Annotated in this window: 36 protein-coding genes; all 36 read left to right on the forward strand. The window is 29.7% G+C overall.

Annotated elements, in window-relative coordinates:
• Window positions 1–207: 207 nt before the first annotated feature.
• The 36 genes from QBK95_RS18345 to QBK95_RS18520 all read left to right on the forward strand — a co-directional run bounded on the left by QBK95_RS18345 (window position 208) and on the right by QBK95_RS18520 (window position 21,186).
• Window positions 208–468, forward strand: coding sequence for a hypothetical protein (locus QBK95_RS18345; RefSeq protein WP_280936021.1), 261 nt, complete (start codon window positions 208–210; stop codon window positions 466–468).
• 208 nt (window positions 469–676) lie between these two features.
• A complete protein-coding gene (locus QBK95_RS18350) occupies window positions 677–1,225 on the forward strand; it encodes a hypothetical protein (RefSeq protein ID WP_280936022.1) in 549 nt (182 codons plus the stop codon).
• An 86-nt stretch (window positions 1,226–1,311) separates the two neighbouring features.
• Entirely contained in the window at window positions 1,312–1,914 is a 603-nt protein-coding gene (locus QBK95_RS18355; RefSeq protein WP_280936023.1) for a DUF6000 family protein, read from the forward strand.
• A 39-nt stretch (window positions 1,915–1,953) separates the two neighbouring features.
• A complete protein-coding gene (locus QBK95_RS18360) occupies window positions 1,954–4,011 on the forward strand; it encodes a leucine-rich repeat domain-containing protein (RefSeq protein WP_280936024.1) in 2,058 nt (685 codons plus the stop codon).
• Between the two features lie 2 nt (window positions 4,012–4,013).
• A complete protein-coding gene (locus QBK95_RS18365; RefSeq protein ID WP_280936025.1) occupies window positions 4,014–4,184 on the forward strand; it encodes a hypothetical protein in 171 nt (56 codons plus the stop codon).
• Between the two features lie 70 nt (window positions 4,185–4,254).
• Window positions 4,255–4,920 carry a hypothetical protein gene (locus QBK95_RS18370; protein ID WP_280936026.1) on the forward strand — a complete coding sequence of 222 codons (666 nt, stop codon included), beginning with the start codon at window positions 4,255–4,257 and terminating at the stop codon, window positions 4,918–4,920.
• Window positions 4,921–4,963: 43 nt separating this feature from the next.
• A complete protein-coding gene (locus tag QBK95_RS18375; protein ID WP_280936027.1) occupies window positions 4,964–5,236 on the forward strand; it encodes an Imm17 family immunity protein in 273 nt (90 codons plus the stop codon).
• Between the two features lie 110 nt (window positions 5,237–5,346).
• Window positions 5,347–6,144, forward strand: a complete 798-nt coding sequence (locus QBK95_RS18380; protein WP_280936028.1) for a hypothetical protein — start codon at window positions 5,347–5,349, stop codon at window positions 6,142–6,144.
• A gap of 5 nt (window positions 6,145–6,149) precedes the next feature.
• Window positions 6,150–6,629 carry an imm68 putative immunity domain-containing protein gene (locus QBK95_RS18385; RefSeq protein WP_280936029.1) on the forward strand — a complete coding sequence of 160 codons (480 nt, stop codon included), beginning with the start codon at window positions 6,150–6,152 and terminating at the stop codon, window positions 6,627–6,629.
• Between the two features lie 7 nt (window positions 6,630–6,636).
• Complete coding sequence (locus QBK95_RS18390) at window positions 6,637–7,065, forward strand: SMI1/KNR4 family protein (RefSeq protein WP_280936030.1); 429 nt, start codon at window positions 6,637–6,639, stop codon at window positions 7,063–7,065.
• A 12-nt stretch (window positions 7,066–7,077) separates the two neighbouring features.
• The gene (locus QBK95_RS18395; protein WP_280936031.1) at window positions 7,078–7,767 is read left to right on the forward strand and encodes a hypothetical protein; all 690 of its coding nucleotides are present in this window, start codon (window positions 7,078–7,080) and stop codon (window positions 7,765–7,767) included.
• A gap of 161 nt (window positions 7,768–7,928) precedes the next feature.
• On the forward strand, window positions 7,929–8,297 hold the full coding sequence (locus QBK95_RS18400) for a hypothetical protein (RefSeq protein WP_280936032.1): 369 nt from the start codon (window positions 7,929–7,931) through the stop codon (window positions 8,295–8,297).
• Window positions 8,298–8,510: 213 nt separating this feature from the next.
• Window positions 8,511–8,933, forward strand: a complete 423-nt coding sequence (locus tag QBK95_RS18405; protein ID WP_280936033.1) for a hypothetical protein — start codon at window positions 8,511–8,513, stop codon at window positions 8,931–8,933.
• A gap of 2 nt (window positions 8,934–8,935) precedes the next feature.
• Entirely contained in the window at window positions 8,936–9,532 is a 597-nt protein-coding gene (locus tag QBK95_RS18410) for a DUF6714 family protein (protein WP_280936034.1), read from the forward strand.
• Window positions 9,533–9,535: 3 nt separating this feature from the next.
• A complete protein-coding gene (locus tag QBK95_RS18415; RefSeq protein ID WP_280936035.1) occupies window positions 9,536–9,817 on the forward strand; it encodes a hypothetical protein in 282 nt (93 codons plus the stop codon).
• Between the two features lie 2 nt (window positions 9,818–9,819).
• A complete protein-coding gene (locus QBK95_RS18420; protein ID WP_280936036.1) occupies window positions 9,820–10,836 on the forward strand; it encodes an RHS repeat domain-containing protein in 1,017 nt (338 codons plus the stop codon).
• Window positions 10,837–10,915: 79 nt separating this feature from the next.
• Window positions 10,916–11,458 (forward strand): hypothetical protein, encoded by a 543-nt coding sequence (locus tag QBK95_RS18425; RefSeq protein WP_280936037.1) that lies wholly within the window; start codon window positions 10,916–10,918, stop codon window positions 11,456–11,458.
• A 116-nt stretch (window positions 11,459–11,574) separates the two neighbouring features.
• A complete protein-coding gene (locus QBK95_RS18430; protein WP_280936038.1) occupies window positions 11,575–11,802 on the forward strand; it encodes a hypothetical protein in 228 nt (75 codons plus the stop codon).
• Window positions 11,799–12,137, forward strand: coding sequence for a hypothetical protein (locus QBK95_RS18435; RefSeq protein WP_280936039.1), 339 nt, complete (start codon window positions 11,799–11,801; stop codon window positions 12,135–12,137). The genes QBK95_RS18430 and QBK95_RS18435 overlap by 4 nt, the downstream gene beginning before the upstream one ends.
• 23 nt (window positions 12,138–12,160) lie before the next feature.
• The gene (locus QBK95_RS18440; RefSeq protein WP_280936040.1) at window positions 12,161–12,790 is read left to right on the forward strand and encodes a hypothetical protein; all 630 of its coding nucleotides are present in this window, start codon (window positions 12,161–12,163) and stop codon (window positions 12,788–12,790) included.
• Entirely contained in the window at window positions 12,762–13,352 is a 591-nt protein-coding gene (locus tag QBK95_RS18445) for a hypothetical protein (RefSeq protein WP_280936041.1), read from the forward strand. The genes QBK95_RS18440 and QBK95_RS18445 overlap by 29 nt, the downstream gene beginning before the upstream one ends.
• A gap of 8 nt (window positions 13,353–13,360) precedes the next feature.
• Window positions 13,361–14,101 carry a hypothetical protein gene (locus QBK95_RS18450; RefSeq protein ID WP_280936042.1) on the forward strand — a complete coding sequence of 247 codons (741 nt, stop codon included), beginning with the start codon at window positions 13,361–13,363 and terminating at the stop codon, window positions 14,099–14,101.
• 6 nt (window positions 14,102–14,107) lie between these two features.
• Entirely contained in the window at window positions 14,108–14,419 is a 312-nt protein-coding gene (locus QBK95_RS18455; RefSeq protein WP_280936043.1) for a hypothetical protein, read from the forward strand.
• Between the two features lie 11 nt (window positions 14,420–14,430).
• Entirely contained in the window at window positions 14,431–15,132 is a 702-nt protein-coding gene (locus tag QBK95_RS18460) for a hypothetical protein (RefSeq protein WP_280936044.1), read from the forward strand.
• Window positions 15,133–15,147: 15 nt separating this feature from the next.
• Entirely contained in the window at window positions 15,148–15,684 is a 537-nt protein-coding gene (locus QBK95_RS18465) for a hypothetical protein (protein WP_280936045.1), read from the forward strand.
• Entirely contained in the window at window positions 15,685–16,137 is a 453-nt protein-coding gene (locus QBK95_RS18470; RefSeq protein WP_280936046.1) for a hypothetical protein, read from the forward strand.
• Window positions 16,138–16,175: 38 nt separating this feature from the next.
• Window positions 16,176–16,481 carry a hypothetical protein gene (locus QBK95_RS18475; RefSeq protein ID WP_280936047.1) on the forward strand — a complete coding sequence of 102 codons (306 nt, stop codon included), beginning with the start codon at window positions 16,176–16,178 and terminating at the stop codon, window positions 16,479–16,481.
• 61 nt (window positions 16,482–16,542) lie between these two features.
• A complete protein-coding gene (locus tag QBK95_RS18480; protein WP_280936048.1) occupies window positions 16,543–17,169 on the forward strand; it encodes a hypothetical protein in 627 nt (208 codons plus the stop codon).
• Between the two features lie 34 nt (window positions 17,170–17,203).
• Window positions 17,204–17,656 (forward strand): DUF6210 family protein, encoded by a 453-nt coding sequence (locus tag QBK95_RS18485; protein ID WP_280936049.1) that lies wholly within the window; start codon window positions 17,204–17,206, stop codon window positions 17,654–17,656.
• Window position 17,657: 1 nt separating this feature from the next.
• Window positions 17,658–17,957, forward strand: coding sequence for a hypothetical protein (locus tag QBK95_RS18490; protein WP_280936050.1), 300 nt, complete (start codon window positions 17,658–17,660; stop codon window positions 17,955–17,957).
• Between the two features lie 5 nt (window positions 17,958–17,962).
• Window positions 17,963–18,352, forward strand: a complete 390-nt coding sequence (locus tag QBK95_RS18495) for a hypothetical protein (RefSeq protein ID WP_280936051.1) — start codon at window positions 17,963–17,965, stop codon at window positions 18,350–18,352.
• A complete protein-coding gene (locus QBK95_RS18500; RefSeq protein ID WP_280936052.1) occupies window positions 18,349–18,855 on the forward strand; it encodes a DUF6678 family protein in 507 nt (168 codons plus the stop codon). Before QBK95_RS18495 ends, QBK95_RS18500 begins: the two co-directional genes overlap by 4 nt.
• 9 nt (window positions 18,856–18,864) lie before the next feature.
• A complete protein-coding gene (locus tag QBK95_RS18505) occupies window positions 18,865–19,368 on the forward strand; it encodes a hypothetical protein (protein WP_280936053.1) in 504 nt (167 codons plus the stop codon).
• The gene (locus tag QBK95_RS18510) at window positions 19,359–19,901 is read left to right on the forward strand and encodes a DUF4303 domain-containing protein (RefSeq protein WP_280936054.1); all 543 of its coding nucleotides are present in this window, start codon (window positions 19,359–19,361) and stop codon (window positions 19,899–19,901) included. The genes QBK95_RS18505 and QBK95_RS18510 overlap by 10 nt, the downstream gene beginning before the upstream one ends.
• Window positions 19,902–19,918: 17 nt before the next feature.
• Window positions 19,919–20,479: a hypothetical protein gene (locus QBK95_RS18515; protein WP_280936055.1), complete on the forward strand. Its 561-nt coding sequence runs from the start codon at window positions 19,919–19,921 to the stop codon at window positions 20,477–20,479.
• An 8-nt stretch (window positions 20,480–20,487) separates the two neighbouring features.
• Window positions 20,488–21,186: a DUF6304 family protein gene (locus QBK95_RS18520; RefSeq protein ID WP_280936056.1), complete on the forward strand. Its 699-nt coding sequence runs from the start codon at window positions 20,488–20,490 to the stop codon at window positions 21,184–21,186.
• Window positions 21,187–21,188 lie beyond the last annotated feature (2 nt).

Here is a 21,188-nt window from a genome sequence, read left to right on the forward strand (position 1 = left end):
ATTTAATACATTTTGTCTAGTATGTTTCCCTGAGCCTGTCGAAGGGCTTTCTTCTCTATAATTTGCTTCGACAGGCTCAGCATGACATTCTAAATAAAAATCAACCCATTAAAAGTAAGTCAATGGTAGTAGTTTTTCTAAATAAAATGAAACACAATTGTATCGAAGATATGCGATTTTAATCAGAAAATCTTAATTAAAACAACTATGAACTTAGAAGAAATAAAAAAAGAAGCAAAGCGGTGCAAGTGTGATGATATACCATCACTATCCTTAAAAATCACAGAACTAAAAAACAAAGGTGTTTCATTTTTGGGTTGTGTGGCATTTGTTCAGGTGAACCAGAAAATTTCATTAAAAGAAGCACAAGAATTAACGGTACAGTTAGAAGCATATACCAAAGATGAAAAGAGAAAAATCGAAGAGGGAATTGATGTAATGTTAAGTGATTTTAAGGAAGAAGAATAATACCAACGAATATAAATTGTACCGCTGCAAATATTGATTGCCTGTATGTATATTCAATATATAGACTTAATATGGTTGCAGAAATGAAAATAATCGATACTACCATAAGGGATTGATATTCCTAAAATAAGTCGAGATATCTACTATAAGTAGATGCATATTAAGAAGCATTTTACAATTAACGTCACTTAGAATAAGGATGAAAAAAATGAATAACTACAGAAAAATAATAGACACATTTAAATCAAGTAAAGATGAATCAGTATTGATTGATTTTGGATGTATTGATAATGGGAAATATGGTGACAAAAACTACTCAAATAGAAAAAATCTTATTTTAGAATTATACAGTGATTACTCTGCAGAGGATAAGCCACTTTTAAAATGGTTGCTGAAAGAAGAATTAAAAGGGTTTGAATTTGATGTTCCTGTATACACAGCGGATTTATGCGCTTTTATGCTATATAAGTATATGGAAATGGCAGATATATATGATTTGTATGATGCTAAATTTGGTGCAGGTTCGGATAATCAAGCATATGTTGATGTAGAATTGGTTTTTGGGCGAAATAGGGATGAGACAAAAGCATTCTTGAGGAATGAAAAAACGCAACTAAAATTGAATAAAGAAATCCTTGAAACTATTGAATGGTATGAGTCAAACCCCAATGCAAAATTTAAAAGTAGAGAAGAATACATTGTTTATTTTGAAACGATAAAGGCTGAGAATATAAAATCTGATGTAGAAGAATATTAAAAAACACTATAGTTAAATCCGTTGTAAAAAGGCATTAAAACAAACATTTATAGGAACTGTTATGAATAGCAATTAAAAAATCAACATTGAAGGATACTAACAAGAACCCATTCGAAACATTAAACTCATTTCATACAGAAAATGAATTTGATGAAGCATTCTATAAAAAATTTGTAGCACCTTTTTATACGGTACGTATTATAAATTTAATCAACTTTAAAAGTGATTATGTAAACATCAAAGCTGAAATAGATGCTGATATCGTTAAAAAGATAATTGGACAAAGTAATTGGCGAGAAAGAATTGTTGGAGCTTTTTTCTGTGCAATTGAGAATTTAACCGAATTTGAAGATATCATTGGAGTACATTTCCTGAAAAGTGAATTAGTTCATCAAGGGAAAGGATTTGCTTTAGCACTTGCAAGTTTTAACTCAAAAAAATCAATCGATTACCTGAAAAAATACCTTGACTATTACTTAACTAGAAAAGACTTGTTTTATGAGCAAAATTATGCAATGTCAGCGCTAAAATGGATTGATGAAAGAACAAAATCTGAACATACAAAAGAGTATGAACAGCGATATGCCGAATGGGAAAAAGATACTTCAAGAAAATTTGATTCTTATTATAATGAGTTTGTTCAACAAATACTGATAATCGAAGAATTGAAAACAGCTGGTAACAACTAATAAAAACAAAGTTGGTTTAAATAAGAAGAATAACAGAAGATGGACAAACTTAAAAACATAGAAAAAGAACTCAATATAAAGTTCGAAAAACATGAGTATGGTAAAGAGCAAACCAATACCTATGAATATTTTGAACATTATAAGAGAATAACATCATTAACCCTTCAAAATATAAGCATTGACAATCTGGATCTCTTTCTACACTTGGTCAAAGAAGTGTCTGGATTAACCTTTATCAATTGTACGATTAAGGATATTAGCGACTTAATTAAGTTTGAAATCCTACGTGAACTTACTTTAGATAAGGTAACTATTGGAAATATAAATGAGCTGTACAGTAACAAGATTTGTACAACTGCTTACGATGGCAATTTAAAACATATCATTCTTAAAAATATGACCATTGACCATTTAGCAGTATTGCAGCCTATTGCAAAAAAAATCGATCATATTTTTATTACTGATTGTATAGTTCATAATTTTTATGAAATCAATCTCTTTCCAAAACTATACGATTTACGACTCAATGGAGTAACTATTAAGCAATCAGACAACGATGTTATTCACCAGGCAAAACCCGATAGGAATTTTATACGTATACGTTTAGCTAATATGATATTTGATACTATAGATATGTTTTTACCAATATCAGATAATGTAGAGCATATTGTCCTAAACGGATGTACAATAGATACGATTAAGAACATTCATCAATTTTCTAAGCTAGAACGTTTAGATATTGATACTGGTACTATTGTAAAAGATCAACAACTTTCTCAAGATACATCAAGCACATTTACCATAAGTTATTGTTCCTTAGGAGAAGAAAGGTCTTATCCAAAAGCAAAAGTCAACTTGCAAAACTTGGCATCTATAGCACATTATATCAAAATCTTAGAATTTCATCAATACGTACCTGATGACATGACGTTTTTACAACACTTTACCAAGCTCGAAAAATTAGATTTTCAGTATAGTACTGTTACTATTAGTAATTTTATACCCATAGCAACTCAAATAAAGGAATTATATTTTAGTCAATCAGAATTAAAAGAATCGGCACAACTAAAAGCGTTTACACAATTAGAAAAAATTACATTTTACACCAATCCGCACGAAAAAGGATTGATAGATTTAAAAAAACTCTTACCGTTAAAACATCAACTTAAAAAATTGAAAGTAAATGAAGATGAGGTAAAAAACGTTTCGTGCATCAAAGAATTTACGGTATTAGAATCTCTGGACTTAACAGTAACTTCTATTGCCGACACAAAAAGTATTTTAGCTTTTAAAACCCTTAAGCGGCTACGATTATTCATTGATATTGAACCCGAACCAGAAGATACTATAGCGATAGATGTAAGTACTATAACGAACATAGATACTCTAGAACTTTGGTGTTATTTTTCTATAGAACTTATAGGTATAGAACATCTTCAAAAGTTAAAAAACTTTACACTTTATGGAAATTTAAAAAACACAAGATTAGATACCTTGCAGAACCTAAAATACTTACGATTAGATGAAGATACCGATATAAACAAAATACGTTCTATAAAATCTTTAAAAACACTAGTATTAGAAATATCAGAAGAATCTAAAATTGATACTTTAGAACAATTTCCAAATTTAGAAAACTTAAATATTACGGGTACCGCGAATATTGATATAGGAAAACTTAATAAACTCAAGATTTTGAGAATACAAGGTGAGTCCAATTTAACAAATACAACTTGTTTTGATAATCTACCAAATCTTGAAAAATTGGATCTGGGCTGGTGTAATATAGCTGAAGTTAAAAACCTGGAAAAGCTTACCAATTTAAAAGTGTTAGATCTTTCAGAAAATGGAACTATAGAAAATATAGATGGATTAAAAAACCTTAAAAAATTAGAACAACTTAACTTATATAGTAATAAAATTTCTGATATCAGTGTATTAAACACACTCCCTAATTTAAAAGAAGTCAATTTAGCAGATAACGGTTTAGAAAAAAAAGAATACCTATCCCAACTAAAAAAACCAGAAATAGCTATTTTTTACAGCTTACCCTTTATACCCTTTAGGATATGGGATGATCAAGACTTAAAATTGTAAAAATGAAATATGAACTTAATAAAGGAGATTTTGTAACAATTGGGAATGATACAGGAGTAATCGTTTTTCTTACAGGAGAAAAAGATACACCTGCAGAACATGTAGGCATTTGGTTTGGAGAAACAAACGAAAAAGGAAACCCTAAATATAGGACAGTGCCGATAGATTATTGAAAGAAATTAAATTCAATAGAGGTTTATCATTGATAAAATGATAGTAACATTTAAGATCAATAAAACTAAAATGGGAACAAAAGAGTTAGATAGAATTCAGAAAGAATTTATTGAGTTATACAGAGAAATTGAAAATGGAGGAATACAACTAAAACCCTTAGCGAATGGAAACGATTCCTTATGGTCAACCTCAGCTATGTTTGATTTAACCCCTTTACATATAGAAAGATCTTGGGGGAACTTGAGGAAAGAAAAGGTTTTAACTGAACGGCCAATTAGTTTAAAACGTATTTCGGAAGGGATATACAATAACAATGAAATGATATGTGCAAAATTTTGGAAAGAAGATGAACTACAGGGTTTTGCAAATTATTTTGAAATTAGTAATGGTATTACCCAAAGTAAAAGGGTTGTGATTGATGATGATGAACAAGAGCTGACAAGCATCAGCTACTATCATAAAAACAAAGAAGGCCTAATTACTAAAATGATTAAAGCGCATAGATCAGGAGCCACTTTAGAAGAATATGAATATACTAATAGTATTCTTTCAAGAATAACGATCCAGAGAAGAGATGAATTTGAAGTTATGGATAATCCTGACGGAATAACAAAGGCCTCCATAAACAAAATAGTATATGTAGTTGAATATAATTCTTCGGGGGAATTAATCGGGATTATTAATGAAAAAGGTGAAAATGTATATCGAAAACCGAAGTACAAAAAAATGATATAATACCAAATGAATTTAAAATGTTTCGCATTCAAGCAAACTAACAATGGAAAAAATAATAAACAAATTCAACAACTTTATTGAACTCTACCCTCATTATGGAGCTCTAATTGCAGCACTTGGTTTTGGTGTCTTTTTATTAGGTTATTTAAAAAATTGGAATTGGGTAATGGAACCTGGAGGAGGATGGTTGAATATCGCTTTTTGGGAAGAAAAACTAGGAAATAAAACAGTTAGATTACTTATGGGAATTGTTTGTTTAATGGGGATTATTTCTTGTGTGTGTTTATTCTTATACTTTGAATTTATATCAAAATAACGCTAATTTAAGTACAAACGATTTTAGTTAAGTTCATTCTGCTTCATAGATAAAACCCCAAATCGTTGGGAAGAATATGTAATAGACAAAACACTTACGATCCATAAACCATGATACGATTAGATGAATCACATATTTGGAGAAAATTAAGTAGTCCATATAGAAACTCAGAAGTAATACCATCACTCATTCAGGAGCTTTCAAAAAGTTTGGATAAAAAAATTGCAGATGAATTAATATGGGAACATATTTATCACCAAGGAACAGTATACGAAAATACACTTGCCACTGTACCTCATGTATTAACAATAATTGAAGAATCCGAGGACATCGAATTTAATATTGATGTATTAGCTTCTATAGGAGTCGTTTTAATTTACCTAGACAATATATCAGAGTTAGAGCAAATATTCGAAGAGAATCATCTTAATGAAAAAGAAAAAAATAGAATTCAGATTGCATTTATGGATTCGATAGAAAAATTTAGAAACCTTGTAAATAAGTATTCACACAATACTGAAGTTTTGGATGAAGAGTCTAGAAGATTTTATTTAATCGCATTTTTAGTGTCCATAAAAAGACATAAAGAAGCTGAGATATTTAAAACCTTTAATATCAATGACGAATATATTTTTGTATGTCCTACTTGCGAAGAAGAAACTTTTTTATGGAATGAAGAGAATGTTTTAAACGCATATAGCAGAGATCCTACTACAAATAAAAACCAGAAAAAATTAAGAATTGATGTAAATACATCTAATACAAATCTGGATTGGCTAGAAAAACCAATTGACGAAATGAATATCAATTCGTTAAAACCATTAATCCCATATTTTAAAGGAGACATAAATTGCCATAGTTGTAATAAAAAACATAACGTATTTAAAGGAGTAATGAATAGTATATAAAAACTATGATAGAAAATTGGAAAGACACCGCATTTGGCTCTGATTTTGGAGGTGATTTTTTAGAGCTTATAGAAAACATAACAGGCGATATGTTAACAATGGATTTAATATATACGCATACCGATGTGAAAAAGTATATTGATAATCCAGATGTACTTCATGAACGGACAGACAACAATGTTAGGTTTACGAACTCAAAATTCGAACAATACATTCATTTCGAAGATTTGATTATTGCACTTTCAGCAATAATTGTCGAAGCTGGATTAAACGAACAAGTGGATTTAACCAAAGCGTACGGTAATAAAGTACTGAAATTTCAAACGAATAAAGAGGAAATAAGACCAGTTTATGAGGCTTTACAAACTATATATAATACACCTGATAGCTATGTTATGTTTGAAATGTGTATGAAAGAAGAACGAGAAGAAACGCTTAACGATATAAAGGATATCTTATCAAGATTTGAAAAATTAGTAAACTAAAATGAGTATGAATTTTGAAATTATTGGAGAAAAAAGTACACCGAATATTGATTTGATAAAGAATATGCTCAATTTTCCAATACCAAAATCGTATTTGGAGTTTATCGAACATTATGGATATGGAATCATTTCAGAAAATATTGAATACCTGAACATAGTAACACCAGATAAAAATTTCTTTAAAAATAATTTTAAAGAAGATATTGATTTATGGGAATGGAAAGATGATTCGCAAAAAAATAAAATACATAATAGCATATTAATTGCCCATACATTTGATGGACAACATGTGTATTGCACTCCATCTTCTTTTTTGATACTTCCTAGATTCGAAATACCAATCGAATTTGACACTTTTAATGAAGTAATAGAATATTATATAAACAACTATAATATGGTTAATACAATTAAATATAAAGCGCATAAGGGATATTGAATTCATAAAAAAATGAATAGAAGTGTAAAACAAATAGCAGAAAAAATTATCGGAAGACATCTTTTTTTAGAAGAAGGGATGAAGCAATCAAGTATTCTCGAACAAGAAAAACGATTGAATATCAAAATCCCAGCTACACTCAAAGAACTGTATCTGATCTTAGGAAACAACACATTATTTACTGATGGGTTTCATCATTTTGCTGAAATTACAGCACTATTTGTGAAAGATAATAAGTTGGTATTTCTTCAAGAAAATCAATCTGTAGTGTATTGGGCTGTTGATTTAACAGATTCAAAAACAGTGTATCAAACTACCGATCAAAATTTTGATAAGAATGTTGAATGGTATAGTGAAGAACTAAGTTTAGACCAATTTATTGAAATGATCTTATATGTTCAATGTGTTATGTCTGATGAAAGTTTTCATGCGAAGGCAAAAAGTGGATTTCGATTTTTTGCATCACTTGACATTAGTGAATACCATAGTAATGAAAAATCTAAGAGTTTTATAGATACATTAAACAATGATTATAAAGAAATAGTAAATGGTAATGGATTGAGAATCTATTGGAATCCTGAAACAATACTCATGTATTTTCTCAATAGCGAAAACCAAATAAGTGATATGATATTGACGTGTACAAAAGATGAAGCTGTACTTGATAAAATGATTGATGAATATGGATTTGGTGAATTATAATACAAATATAAACTACCACACTACGAATATTGATTGGCTATCGTATTGCAATAAGAAATTTGTTTAATTTACAGTAATAAAAATAATAAAGTAGATTTTGTTAGCTATGACGCGCTAGATGCATAGAGAGTTTAGAAAGAAGCTAGTAATAATTCTAAAAAATGAAGAAAAAAATAAAACTATTTTTAATTATTGTAGTAAGTATCATCGGAATTGGATTTTTCATTGTTGAATATATCCGAAAAGATAATAGCGAAAAGTATCACGCAACTGCCGAATGTGAAAATACTGAACTAAACTACGTTAAAGAAATCTTTAAAACTGGGATTACGCATGCATCTTTTAAAAAGAAACTCAAACAAAACAGTATTGAAGCATTTTTTGAATGGGAAAATGCAAACACTAAATTTATAGCATTAAGAGATATTCTAAAAGAATGTCCATCTTCAGGAAGACAATATTGTGGAATAACGTTTGAATTTGAAAATAATAAATTGACTGACATATATCCAGGATATCCTTGTCATTAAACGAATTAGTGTCTTATAAAAGACGTCTTTTTTAGATTTCGACGATTATAGACTATTCAGTAAATCAGCAAGCTGTGTTGTTTTTTTTAGGAGTTTTATAAAATGATTGATGAATTATAATACAAATATAAACTACCACACTGCGAATATTAGTTGACCATAGGATGCTAAGATTAAGAAATGTACTATTGATGGTGACATTTGCAAACTATAATGAATATTAGAGATCGATATGCAGAAATAATTGAAGGAATGGAGTCTGAGGACAGATTTGTTCAATGGAACACCATGGTTAAATGGTGTACCCTATGGATTGATATAGAGCATAAAAAACTGAAACCTCTTCTTAAATTGATCAAAAAGTGTAAAGAAATTGGTTTTTGGGAGCAATACTATCCAAGTCAATCTCATAATGCCTTAGGACTTTCGTTAGGGAAAAACTATCAGGAAAGATATGATTTACCTATGGTGTATGTCAGTTATAATGCCGAGGATGATAATTTCGGGATACAATATCAAAAAGGACAAGGCGGTGAAACTAAAAGAATAGAGTGCGGGAGTAAGGTATCCAATACTAATCTTCAAGAAATAGAACTTTGGTTGAATGACAAAAGAAATAATAGTAGGAAACTATAAAAATGACTAAAAAAGAAGCATTAATTAAAGAAATAAATGAGGCTTTTAGAAATGTAACACTAGAAGATGGAATAGGCCTTTGGGAAGCTCAAGGACACGATGATCGATTGACTGTTAGTGAATGCAGAAAATTAAGAGCTAAAGATGAAATAAAAGACTGGACAAAAATTCCATTAATTCATCTGTATCAATGTAGTAGTTCGTTATCATTTTTTGATGCCAAAGGAATGCATTTCCATTTACCAATACTATTGCTGTTTGCAATTGGTTTTTTTAAAAAAGAAGAGAAAAAATTATTAGAAAAAGGGCTTCTAAAAGGATGCACAGAACCTCATATCGAATTTCATTTAATGGAAATATTGAGTAATAACGAGAGTGCTAAAAAATATTATAAAGAACGCTATTCTTTATTGACTATAGAACAACTGCAGTGTATCATAGATTTTTTTGAATATAAAAAGAATCTATTAGAAACCTACTATAAAAGTAATGAGGCTAGAGAACTTGGTTTATTGCCTGCTGCTGTTACGTATGACAATGACTATATACAATTGCAAGAAGCGATAGTATGTTGGACTGAAGAATTTCAAATAAAATAAAAAATGAATGAATCTAAAATATATATCGATTTTAATGCAATGATAGAATGCGATTTGATACTGTTATCAAAAACGGATTTCAAAAAAGACACTAATGGCACTACAATTAAACTAAAAGCAGGTATGAAAATCAAAGTATATATGGATGATAAAGATGAATTTGATAACAAAGATGATTTAATCGCTTACGGAACAGTAGAACCAAACAACAGTGGTGCATTTAAAACCTGTAAATGGAATATACGAATTGATAAAAAGGGCATTCGTCACGAATCAGAATTATAAGCATGAAGCGTTTGATAATACATAGAACAAGTTTTGTGATTGTACTATTATTGTTTTTTAAATTCAATAGCAATGCACAGGATAGGAACATTGTATACTATGAAAATAATAAGATTGCAGTAAAACAGCAAAACGACTCAATCTACTTTTATGACAGTTCTGGCGAATTAAGAAAGATCATTAATTTAAAAAACAAAAAATCTACTCCTTTTGGATTGCCAAAAGAAGTTCAGGACATTATATATGATGGGAAAATCCCAGAAAGAATAGAGATTTCAGAAGAAACATTCCCTACATATCTATATAGGCAGCGATATACTGATGCAGGAATTGTACTTTGTTCTGAACATGTTTACTATAATGAACTAGGTTTAAAAACGAGATATAAAGAAATCTGCCCAAATGATATAGCAGGCGATGATGACTATCATTTTGGAGACAAAAACTTATATAAATACAACAAGTATGGATTACCTACAGAAGTAGAAGGTGCTGTTTATAAGTATAATGGCAACGGACAGTTAGTTGAAAAATGTTATCAAGATACACAATCAAAAAAAATACGCTGTTCTAGTAAGTACAAGTATCAAAATGGTAAACTGATTGCATCTATAAGTAACTTAAAAACATCAAAAAATAATCTAAGTTATGTGTATAATGATAAAGGGCAATTATCAGAAATTATACAGAGTAGTAGATCCAAAATTGTTATTCAATACAACTACCAAAAAAAGGTCACTAGCTTGAGTGAAGTAAAAACATGGAGAGACAAAAAATACAAACGTACATATTTGACCTATCATTACGATGCTGAGAATAGAATAGAAAAAATTCAAATACATGGGTTATTCGATAATTCAGATGATTATAGATTTATATATGATAGTAATGGAAATCTAACTCAAAAAATGTTGAATGGAAAAGTGATAGAAAGTTTCAATTATAATAATGATGGGACTTTAATTTATATAAGGAACAATAAAAGATGGGGCGAGGATAAGGGCCATGTGAAGTACTAGATACTTTTGATATTATTAATTATAATAAAAGGAGAATACTAAAAGAGATAGAAGTCTAGAAAGAAAAAATAACTGTTATATGATCGAAGATGCTAAAAAAATACTACATCGTAATAAACACCTTCTAATTGTAGGGGAATCTGAAGCGGATAGAAGAAAATTTATCAGTGATCTAATAGTTAATAGAGCGGCAAATAGAACACCAAGAGGGATAACAACATTAAAGGAATATGCAAAATTTATTAAGAAAACAAAAATGCATAAACCCGATTATAAAACAGCAGCATACCCACCATTTCCAGATTTAAGACTAGTGTACTCTCACCATTCCTGGATTAAAGAAAAAGAAAATGAAGTACTGATAATAATTGATGAGTTAGATCAAATCAATCCTAAAGAAGTCGGATATGTAGAAAGAACTATTAAATTTTTAATTAAAAGATCCGATGCTTTAAAAAAAGGTGAAAAATCAATTCAAATAATCGTTTCACAAGGGACCGAAAATGACTTAATAGATAGATTGGCAAAACGAGACAATGTATATGGAGAAAAAGATAAACACGGTAGAACCAACAAACAAATTATAGAGCAAAACCTTAAAATTATAGATATTTCAGAATGAGTTCAAATACGAATCCCTTTGTATAATATGGCAAGCGGAAAACAAATACTATTGGCGCTATTAAGTGAATATTCACAAAAAAAGACTGCCAAAAATTAATTGCATAAAATAAACAGATGAAATACATACGTTACATTATACTAACAATACTTGGATGTATTACCACTTTCTTTATTTGGATGTATATTCAAAGAGCAAATCTTGATTATAATACCGAAGGTACATTTTTATCTATAGAAGATGGCGTAGTTTATAACGAACAAGCAAAAGAAGTTTATGGAATTCTTGCGCTTTGTGGACTGATTTTGACAGGAGTATTTTTTTATAAATTGATAAGGAAATGATTAGCACAACAGAGATTACAGAAGAATTAAAATCTCATCCAATTTTAAGGCACGCACCAAGCTTATTAAAAAGATGGAAGGGCAACCAAGCGAGACTTTTTAATTTGAGCGAAAACCATAGAAAAATACAACTAAGAATAAGTGAAGATAGATACCAAAATGATATTTCTTGTTTGTTGATTTCAATGCACGAACCTATTACAATGAAAGGATCATTTGATTGGGATAATGCAGATATAGAAATTGAGTATCACGATACATATTACAAAGTAGTTGATGCAGAAAACCATTTTGAAATAACTTGCAATAATGTTTCTATTACAGAGGGGAAATAAGGATGATGAAACAAAAAAAGTATATGAAATTAATGTTCACAACTCTTGCTTTTATTTTTGGACACTCTATCTATGGACAAGTCCCAAATGATACGATCAAGGTGATAGCAAAACAAATAGCATCAGGTATTGGTAGTAAAGTCCATATAGCACCATATAAAGTTCTAAAAACTATTAAAGGAAATTTAACCAATTATGACACCATTCAGGTAGGGTATTATTTTTATAACGAGCGCGAACATATGACAGATACCATATTGCTTAAGATACTTCCCTATGATGGAGTAACCGAGATGAAGAATTATTACATATTTCCAGAGTACAATATGAAAAAAGGAATCACAGCTATAGATACCGATTTTTGGAATGCCTGTAATATCCAAGGTGAATTTGATCACCTTTATAAATTCACATGGAAAGATGTTTTAAGATACATTGAGGAAAGAAAAATTGATATGAAAGCCTATGGTTTTGAGGTTAGCAGAAGCTTTGGTTTTGGTACAGAGTGTATTGGAAACCCCTCAGAAAAACCATTTTGGGCAATAACATATAATAAAAGTCATACAGACCTGCTTTTAGGGATTATTATTGTAGATGGCATAACAGGTAAAATTATTACCGAATATGAAGAACCCTATTCATCAGAAGAATAAAAATGTTTTTAAGATGAACATAAATACATTACATATAATTATTACAGTATTCTTTGTATTGACCTTACAGGCGCAAACTATTAGGAATGAAAATAGGATATTACATACTGTTTTTAAGGTTATTGATGCCAAGTCACATACTGAAGCTCCTCTTGCCATTTTAGAAATTAGTTCGGGAAACAAAAGGGTTGGTGAAGTTCAAACAGATTTTGAAGGACTAAGTTCTTGGAATATATGTTCTAAAAAAATAAAGGGTAATAAAATTAAGATCAAAGTATTTGGAATGAATTATAAACCATTTGAAGAAACGTATTTTCTTAACAAAGACACGATACTTACTATTAAACTCGAGTCTGGAACGATAAAATTTAAGAATCGAGGAGAATGGGAAACCTTTATAAGAAAAGAATTAGGGATTCCTTTCTGCGGAACAGGTTTAGAAATAGATACCGAAATAGAAGCTATGGAAAATGGAACATACCAACATTGTGACGGTCGTATAAAAAGATTCAATGATATTCCTTTAAACGAATTGTATCAATGGGAAAAAGTAGCAAAGTAATTAAATACATGAAATTAGTAACATACACATTAATGTTATTCATTGTTTTGAATAGTAAAGCACAACAAATGAAAGAGATTGGTATCGGAATTTTAGAAGTAAACACCAATTCTGATATCTCATTCTTTAAAAATTTTAATGATGTAACTCCTGCGGCAATACTTCATATCGAGCAACTAAAAGATTTACTAGTAAAATATGAAAGTCCAATAGTATTAAACCCTTATCAGATATCTGAAGGAGAAACAGACATAGAAGTGCAAGAGCTCCTAAACAGTGGACTTGTTCCCGCAGGACCCATATTAAAATTTATTGTTACTGAAGCAACCTCCAATTATTATAAAGTTATTGTTGATGATAAAAAAGGAACAAAATATTATATAAAAAAAAGTCCTGAAGCAATGTATTACACAACTCGAAAAGCTTTAGAAGGTAGTTTTAACACAGAACCTTCTAATAGAGTGTGGTTTTTGTATGAAACTTGGGAGCATTATCTAAAACGTGTAGAATATATAGAATTAAAAAAACTTGAGATATATGATAAACCGTATGGAGAAATTATTTTCTGTTCAGAAACCTATGACTTTTACCCTTTTAAGGTAAAAAGTATAAAAGGAGAATGGATAGAATTAATAAAAGATCCTTTAAGAGAGTTTAATTTTAAGAAAGGAACCAATTATGAAGGTTGGTATCAATGGAAAACAGGAAATGAATGGCAAATCCAAATTGTAGAATATACAATAGAATAACAAAAAATGACAATAGAAGAAGCCAAAAACCTTATACATTACGAATATGAATCTGATGACGGACTAGATCTACTTTTTAGGATGAGTGCGGATGTAGAAGAAGAGAGAATTAGAAATTTTTTAGAAGCATTAAAATCTATAGAACAATATTATGCAGACAAAAAAACTATAGAAAAAAAGTTAGTGTACCAACTCTTTAGTATGAACCAAACTTTACGAGCCAGTATGGGGCATTGGAAAGCAAGTAGACCAGAAGGATTAGATACCGATACCTGTTTTAAAATTTTTGATGGTATACGAAATGTTTTTTCAAAATAAAGAATGTAAAAATGAAGTATAATCTAGCCACTATTTTCGAGAAAATTACAAAAGCATCTATGTATGATGAAGATTGTAGTTTTACAATGAATGAATTATGGAAATGGGTGGTTTTTGATTCCGAAAATAAGGGACTAAACGATTCGCTTACTATACATGAACCTTCAGGAATAGCCATTAAAGGAAGAGAAACAGTATTAGACAAAACGACTTGTATAGAAGGAGAATATTTTCTTTTTGATTTTATAGGTCATGCACCTTCGTATAGGCTGATCACATTAGAAAACCCTCAAGATATAGTCAACCTAGTGTTGTCAAAATCGGGTATTTTTAATTCATTCACAACGATACAAATTCCTATTGTCAAAGGTGAAGTTTGTAATCTGAACGAGATCATAGAACTGATTTGTAAAGAAGAATTAGAAGAAGAACTAATCTATCAGGAATTGATAAACGATTTTCAAAAAATACTACAAACAACGATAAACAACGATACATTTTATAGTGCTTCAAAAGAAGCTGGAAATTGCATTGTTAACTATAAAAACAAAGGAATATCTCAGCAACAGGCTTATAATACCATATATGCAATTAAGCTAGTGTATAGAGCTTTGGGAATTGATCATTTGGATGATTTTATCGATGAGATTTTAGATTATATATGTGGTTATATAGGAAACAAAGAACTGTGGATTTGGGATAAAAAATTGTAATTAGATTTTCAATAAATGAATAAAATAATTTTAATACTTATAACTTTAATTTCTTCTTGCACTACCAGTGTAAAAACAGAGGAGATTAAAAATGAGCAAAAAACTCAAGAAAAATTCAAATTAGCAAAGTCGGACTATACAATACTTACATATACACCCAAATGGCATTGGACATTTAATAATGTGAAACCGTCTCAATTACAAGAATCTGAGTTAATAGAAATAGAAGAGGTTTTAAAATCTGCCATCCAAAAACATAATCAAACACAGAAAAACCAACTCATCGAACACAATAAAAATAACTCTGATGATCCGATTACTCAGACCAATTATGAAGTGCAGTTACAAGGATATATGAGGCAGTATGTACCTGTGATAAATAATAAAGGCCAAAAAGAGGTTTTTATTAATTTCTTTTGTGATGCTACAGATGAGAAAAATTGGCAAACACAATTAGTACAAGTAGAAGATGGCGGGAATTGCTATTACAGTGTAAAGATTAGTATGGAGACGAAAAAGTATTATGAATTTGAAGTAAATTATAGTTTATAGATGATAACAGTTGGATCCGTAACTAGAGAAGAAGCAACAGCTATTTTTCCATTTTTACAAGAAAAATATAGAGGAAGAAGAAAAGAAATAAAAGAATATACGCATACCTATCCAGAATTTGTGTTTTGGATATATCCAGATGGTAAATTATTTGATGCCAAAGAAGCTCATAAAAAAAACACTCCAAAAGGTTTTGACTATATTTTACAAGATGAACCCAATTATGGTGGGTTTTTACGAGGTAGATTAGCCAGACAATTCGAAGAACAAATTATCGTAATTTATTGTGAGTCTCAAGTATTACACCTGAATAATGAAAAAATAAAACAATTTTTAACTGGAATCAAAGAAATCCCATTACCAGTAGCTGATACAACATTAGTTATTTCTGATAATGGAGATATATACGGTACCATAACCGATATAGAAGAACGATTAGAAGTTACAAATTGAGAATTTGGGAAATAACCCTAAAACAAAAATAGAACCTTATGGCTTTAGATTTTCACAAATTTGATAACAATGAACATTTGTTTGGTTTGGACGATAAGCAGTATGCTCATCTAGAAAACTTGTTTGTAGAATTTAAACAAAAAACAGGTGTGTATATTGACCCATATCGAGATATAAGATTATCTGTGGATCATCAAAAAACGATGCTAAAAATAATAGATGCTTGGATTTATGTAGCGGATCTTAACAAAAACAAACTAAAGACTGAAACCGTTATCCAGTTTAAAACATGGATGGATTATTTTTCTAATAAAGATATTGATATACAGATAGTAGGAGATTAAATACATTTTTAAAAATAAACAGAAAAAGTTTTAACAAATTGATTTTTAGATACTATAAATAGTGAAAGAAAAAGAAACACTTCAAAAAATAAAAACCTTAAGAGAAAAGTTGTCAATTCCTCTAGACGTTGCAATGCAATTGATGAAAGAAAATAACGATGATATATTAATGTGCGAACAAGAATTTCATAGAAATAACATTAATACCATTTGTAGACTTGCTGAATGCGATGAAATACTAGCAGAAAAATATTATCAAATCTGCAATTTTGATATCGAGAAATCCATAAAAAAGATTCATCAACAATTATTTTTTCTTACGACCACACCAAAAGAAGCTATTGGTAAAATAGGATTCATATTATGGTCAGAAAATGAAAACCTTGATAAGTATGTAACTTCGAGAGACAGAAGCCTGTTTATTCAGACTAAAGATTTTGACTATGTTATGGATGTTTTTAAATCCGTTTTTCCAATTAAAGACCAAAAAGGAGATATAATTGATAATCATTTTAGTACCACTAGTAGTAACTTTTTTGATAACAAAACAAGTCGAATTATTGTAAACAGAATGGCAAACATCAAAACCAAAGACGCTCATGTAGAGTCTTTTTTGAGAGATCTAATCAAATGGTTTAATATTCAACTAAGGTATGCAGATACTATAGTTGTTTATGGGAATTTATAAAGATCGTATACAATAATAAAATAGAATTTTAAAAATGAACAAGCCTTTAGTTGCGATATGGGATACAGTTGGTTTGGGGATTGTTATAGAATTTCCAACGGGAGTTTTGATAACGAATCAAACAGGAGGAACTGCCTGTTTACACCCTAAAATGGAAGGTGTTTATGTACCATTTGCAAATTATTATAAAGAAGCATCCAAAGAATTTTTAAGCCCAGAAATTGCGCTAATAGATTATTTTAAAAGCGCAAAATATAAAGGAAGTGGTGCTATAAAAGGTATTGATCTGGAAGACGTAGCCATCATAAATGAAATACTCACACAATTTAGATTACATAAAATGATAACTATAGATCTAGAAAAATTACAAGAGTCTCATGAAGCCTGGATTTATATAAAAATTAGACCTGATAGTGATCTAGGAATACTAAATGGGTTTTCTGAACATGTTTCAAAAGGAGTCTTAACTTGGTCTAATAGTGATTAAAATGGGTTTTGAATATAAAATAATAGCAAAGTTTACTGAGCAAGAGACTTCAGAGATTAAACAGGTATTGGAAACAACTAAAGATTTTGATAAAAAATACGAGTTTAATACTAAAGTCTTCTGGGATTTTAGACAACTTGATAACAAAGGTAAAATGCCAAATATTAGTATCTGTTTTGAAAACGATGGAATTTATGTTTGTAGGTATGATGGAAGTTATTTATGGAAAAATCTAATTCCCTTAAAAAATTATATAGAAAGTAAAATAAATAAATACAGAATACTTGACTATCAGGAATAGTAGATATGATGAAGCAATTAAAAATAGATAATATAAGTCTCTCTGATTTTAGAATTACAGGAATGTCACTTGGAGAAAATTATGATGAAATAAATATTGTTTCAGAAGGTTCCATTAGAATTAGTGATTTAGAAAGATATAATGAAACACGAATAACAATAAAAAAATGGAAAAAATTGTGTGTTAGTAAGTACATAACAAAAGACCCGTCTACCGATGGTTATTATCTGAAAATAGATTGGATGAATAGCATTGAAACATTTGATTGTATTCAAGAAATTCTTCTTAAAGAAGAAACAACACTAGTATTAAACGGGTTTAGTAAAGAAAGCGATGGTTGGTTGACTTATGAATTTTTTGAGTTTGAATATGAAATAACAACAGCATCAAATTGAAAAACCAAGACAAATACAGCATATATACCTCTAGTCATCTAAAAGATATGACTGTATTCGAACAATACAAATATCTTACAGAAAATGATCAAGATATTGTAAAGCTCAAGCAACAAATAAGAGGCATTGCAATGCGTAAAAACTTATCTTCGATAATGAATGATACCAAATGGATCGTCTTACAACAAGGAATAGAGAATCTACCTTTTCCTCCAGCTTATAATGAAAAATTGGTTCAATGGGATAATGCTAAATTTAGTTTTAAAGATATAGAAAAAGAGCCTGCTTATTTTGGTGATTGGTCTAGTTATTGGGAAGAAGGACTTCCGATATTCTTTACGATCGAATGGCTTGAAATAAGACCTAAATACAGAAAAATCGAAGGTCGTTTAGTACCTCCAAAAATAGTAGATGAGACGGAAGAATTGATAAATTTATTAAACAAGTTATATATACCTTTTGAAGAAGAAAATGGCTCCATAATTATATATGGATATAAATAGAAGATTTAGATGAAACTAAAAACCCCCATTGAAATAAACCTGTTAACGTTTTTTAAAACAGGAAAGTTTGATTATCTAAAATTAGGGCAAACCAAAGAGTGGATTATAAATAATTTTCCAGATCCAGATTGTTATAGCCCAGATTTTTTAACTGAAGAAGTCAATATTTGGACCTATGGAGGAATTGAACTTTTTTTTGAAAATAAAAAACTCTATTTAATCTATTCTGATTATTGGTATGAAGGAAAACTAGAAAGTAGTAGTCAAATAAAACTAGACAAATGGATCTTTAAAGATATAGATAAGCTAAATCTGAAATTTGTATTAACAGCATTAAACACCCATAACATTGATTACAAGAAAAAAACAGATAAGCTAGGTGTTCTTTTAAGACTGAATAGTGGAATCGAATTAACTTTTGAAAATATAAATGATATTGAGCATATAGATACAAACGACTTTCATCTAAGTTCGTTTGGATTAGTAGCCGAAAACCCAAACCGATGGAAATAGTAAAAAACATGGATTTTAATGCTTTAAAACAACAAATAAAAAAGGTAACTAAAAGGGCATTTTTAGAAAATGTTGCTAAATATGGAAAAGAGATTTGTGCCTTTGCTTTAGTTAGTGATGATGGTGCTATGACTGTGGTTCCATATACCAATACTATTGCGCATTTACAAAAAATGCAAAAGGATGATCCTGATTATAAAGAGGTGTACGAGTTTGAACCTGCAGAATGGTATACATCAGATGGTGCTAATGATGAAATAGATGCTATTTGTAGTGTCCTAAATAAAGAGGTTTTAAGAGATAATATAAATTTTGAAGTTTTTAAAAACCAGTTGTTTGAAACCTGTGTTCAGGTACTAGAAGAATTACAAAAAGAAAACTTTTTTATGGACAACGTAGAGAAAGATATCTTAGTGCTTTTTAGTATTTCTGACACAAACGAACCTGAAGAAAATCTAATAAAATGGGCAAAACGTACCAATATTAAAACGTATGGAGAGGCATATGAAGCCTATCAAAATAAAGTATGGTAATATATAGAAAATAAAAAATGATAAAATTTACCGAATGTCTAAATGATACCTGGGATTATTTCTTTTTAACTGATCCTGCAAACTTATTATTGTTTAAAGGAGAAAATGGTTTGTCAGATGATATAATGAATGAATTTACAACCAATGAAAGTGCCGAATTGGCTATTCAAAATGGGGTAATAATTCCTATGAGTTCCATTCGTAATCAACCCTATACTATTTTCTTTACTGTCAATAATCAAACATCAGAATTTGATAAAGACACAAGTGTCTTATTATTTCGAAAAAGTGGATATGTGTTGAATGTAATTAACAACGAAATCTGTGTAGTAACTGTTCCCTATTTAAAAAATTGGACTTTAGAAAATGGAATACAACGTTTACAAGAAGCTGTTAAAAAAGGTGTCAGACAAAAAATAGTAGTAGATAATGGATGCTATTCAGTTACAATACACGGAGGATTTACTGTGCAAGAAGGAATAGAAGAAGCTACGTTTGAGTTTCAAATCAATCCAATAGCAAAAGGAACACAAAGTAAGGTTACAGATATTGGGTTTCCTTTTATAATAGAAAAATAAAAAATACAATGAGGGAATATAAAGCAATATATCAAGACAAAAGAGGTACGGAAGAAATTGTCATAAAATCTGATGGGAGTTATATGGACTTTACGCTAAGAGGGATTAATTTCGAAGGACAAGATTTTGAAATGTTGGAAGCAGAAGAGATTGATGATACAAAATTTGAGTATGAAATGTTTCAGGATGGGTCAGGAGATTTGACCAACTTTACGTTAGCAGTAACAATTCCTATTTTACTTTTTGATTCGATCAAAAAAAATAAATTCACAGCACCACTAATAGTAAATGTAGAAGTTGGTGAAACTACAACTATTAAAGGTTTAGATAGCGAACTTACTTGCTTGACGTTAACTACATCCTTTGGAGAATTTACTGTTGAAAAGAAATTAGAATGGATGGAAGATGCATTGATAGCCATACAAAATCAATTACCTGAACATATCTATTTAAATACCTGTTTAAGTTGTAAATACAGTAACTATAGTCCTTATGGTAACGGAATGTTTGGTCATATATATTGCTTTAAAAATTTAAAGAAAGAGTTAAAACAAGTGAGACATAAACATGATTTACTTCATATGTGGACCGCTGAAGCTGTAGATAGAGGAGACATATTTTCGGTACATGAAACCTTTGATTGTTCAGAACACGCATTACCCACAAAAAACGATTGGTATTACAAAGATTGGAGAAAAACTATTTAGAA

The organism is Aquimarina mycalae, from assembly GCF_029906345.1.
GTDB lineage: Bacteria > Bacteroidota > Bacteroidia > Flavobacteriales > Flavobacteriaceae > Aquimarina.

Coding starts and splice junctions, on each gene's coding strand:
- QBK95_RS18375 (WP_280936027.1), top strand. CDS start 4,964: ATGGAAAAAATAATAAACAAATTCAACAACTTTATTGAACTCTACCCT.
- QBK95_RS18460 (WP_280936044.1), top strand. CDS start 14,431: ATGAAGTATAATCTAGCCACTATTTTCGAGAAAATTACAAAAGCATCT.
- QBK95_RS18510 (WP_280936054.1), top strand. CDS start 19,359: ATGGAAATAGTAAAAAACATGGATTTTAATGCTTTAAAACAACAAATA.
- QBK95_RS18350 (WP_280936022.1), top strand. CDS start 677: ATGAATAACTACAGAAAAATAATAGACACATTTAAATCAAGTAAAGAT.
- QBK95_RS18400 (WP_280936032.1), top strand. CDS start 7,929: ATGAAGAAAAAAATAAAACTATTTTTAATTATTGTAGTAAGTATCATC.
- QBK95_RS18440 (WP_280936040.1), top strand. CDS start 12,161: ATGAAATTAATGTTCACAACTCTTGCTTTTATTTTTGGACACTCTATC.
- QBK95_RS18485 (WP_280936049.1), top strand. CDS start 17,204: ATGAACAAGCCTTTAGTTGCGATATGGGATACAGTTGGTTTGGGGATT.
- QBK95_RS18410 (WP_280936034.1), top strand. CDS start 8,936: ATGACTAAAAAAGAAGCATTAATTAAAGAAATAAATGAGGCTTTTAGA.
- QBK95_RS18420 (WP_280936036.1), top strand. CDS start 9,820: ATGAAGCGTTTGATAATACATAGAACAAGTTTTGTGATTGTACTATTA.
- QBK95_RS18385 (WP_280936029.1), top strand. CDS start 6,150: ATGATAGAAAATTGGAAAGACACCGCATTTGGCTCTGATTTTGGAGGT.
- QBK95_RS18490 (WP_280936050.1), top strand. CDS start 17,658: ATGGGTTTTGAATATAAAATAATAGCAAAGTTTACTGAGCAAGAGACT.
- QBK95_RS18465 (WP_280936045.1), top strand. CDS start 15,148: ATGAATAAAATAATTTTAATACTTATAACTTTAATTTCTTCTTGCACT.
- QBK95_RS18450 (WP_280936042.1), top strand. CDS start 13,361: ATGAAATTAGTAACATACACATTAATGTTATTCATTGTTTTGAATAGT.
- QBK95_RS18445 (WP_280936041.1), top strand. CDS start 12,762: ATGAAGAACCCTATTCATCAGAAGAATAAAAATGTTTTTAAGATGAAC.
- QBK95_RS18345 (WP_280936021.1), top strand. CDS start 208: ATGAACTTAGAAGAAATAAAAAAAGAAGCAAAGCGGTGCAAGTGTGAT.
- QBK95_RS18470 (WP_280936046.1), top strand. CDS start 15,685: ATGATAACAGTTGGATCCGTAACTAGAGAAGAAGCAACAGCTATTTTT.
- QBK95_RS18425 (WP_280936037.1), top strand. CDS start 10,916: ATGATCGAAGATGCTAAAAAAATACTACATCGTAATAAACACCTTCTA.
- QBK95_RS18360 (WP_280936024.1), top strand. CDS start 1,954: ATGGACAAACTTAAAAACATAGAAAAAGAACTCAATATAAAGTTCGAA.
- QBK95_RS18370 (WP_280936026.1), top strand. CDS start 4,255: ATGGGAACAAAAGAGTTAGATAGAATTCAGAAAGAATTTATTGAGTTA.
- QBK95_RS18435 (WP_280936039.1), top strand. CDS start 11,799: ATGATTAGCACAACAGAGATTACAGAAGAATTAAAATCTCATCCAATT.
- QBK95_RS18365 (WP_280936025.1), top strand. CDS start 4,014: ATGAAATATGAACTTAATAAAGGAGATTTTGTAACAATTGGGAATGAT.
- QBK95_RS18380 (WP_280936028.1), top strand. CDS start 5,347: ATGATACGATTAGATGAATCACATATTTGGAGAAAATTAAGTAGTCCA.
- QBK95_RS18455 (WP_280936043.1), top strand. CDS start 14,108: ATGACAATAGAAGAAGCCAAAAACCTTATACATTACGAATATGAATCT.
- QBK95_RS18430 (WP_280936038.1), top strand. CDS start 11,575: ATGAAATACATACGTTACATTATACTAACAATACTTGGATGTATTACC.
- QBK95_RS18505 (WP_280936053.1), top strand. CDS start 18,865: ATGAAACTAAAAACCCCCATTGAAATAAACCTGTTAACGTTTTTTAAA.
- QBK95_RS18475 (WP_280936047.1), top strand. CDS start 16,176: ATGGCTTTAGATTTTCACAAATTTGATAACAATGAACATTTGTTTGGT.
- QBK95_RS18395 (WP_280936031.1), top strand. CDS start 7,078: ATGAATAGAAGTGTAAAACAAATAGCAGAAAAAATTATCGGAAGACAT.
- QBK95_RS18390 (WP_280936030.1), top strand. CDS start 6,637: ATGAATTTTGAAATTATTGGAGAAAAAAGTACACCGAATATTGATTTG.
- QBK95_RS18415 (WP_280936035.1), top strand. CDS start 9,536: ATGAATGAATCTAAAATATATATCGATTTTAATGCAATGATAGAATGC.
- QBK95_RS18515 (WP_280936055.1), top strand. CDS start 19,919: ATGATAAAATTTACCGAATGTCTAAATGATACCTGGGATTATTTCTTT.
- QBK95_RS18520 (WP_280936056.1), top strand. CDS start 20,488: ATGAGGGAATATAAAGCAATATATCAAGACAAAAGAGGTACGGAAGAA.
- QBK95_RS18405 (WP_280936033.1), top strand. CDS start 8,511: ATGAATATTAGAGATCGATATGCAGAAATAATTGAAGGAATGGAGTCT.
- QBK95_RS18495 (WP_280936051.1), top strand. CDS start 17,963: ATGATGAAGCAATTAAAAATAGATAATATAAGTCTCTCTGATTTTAGA.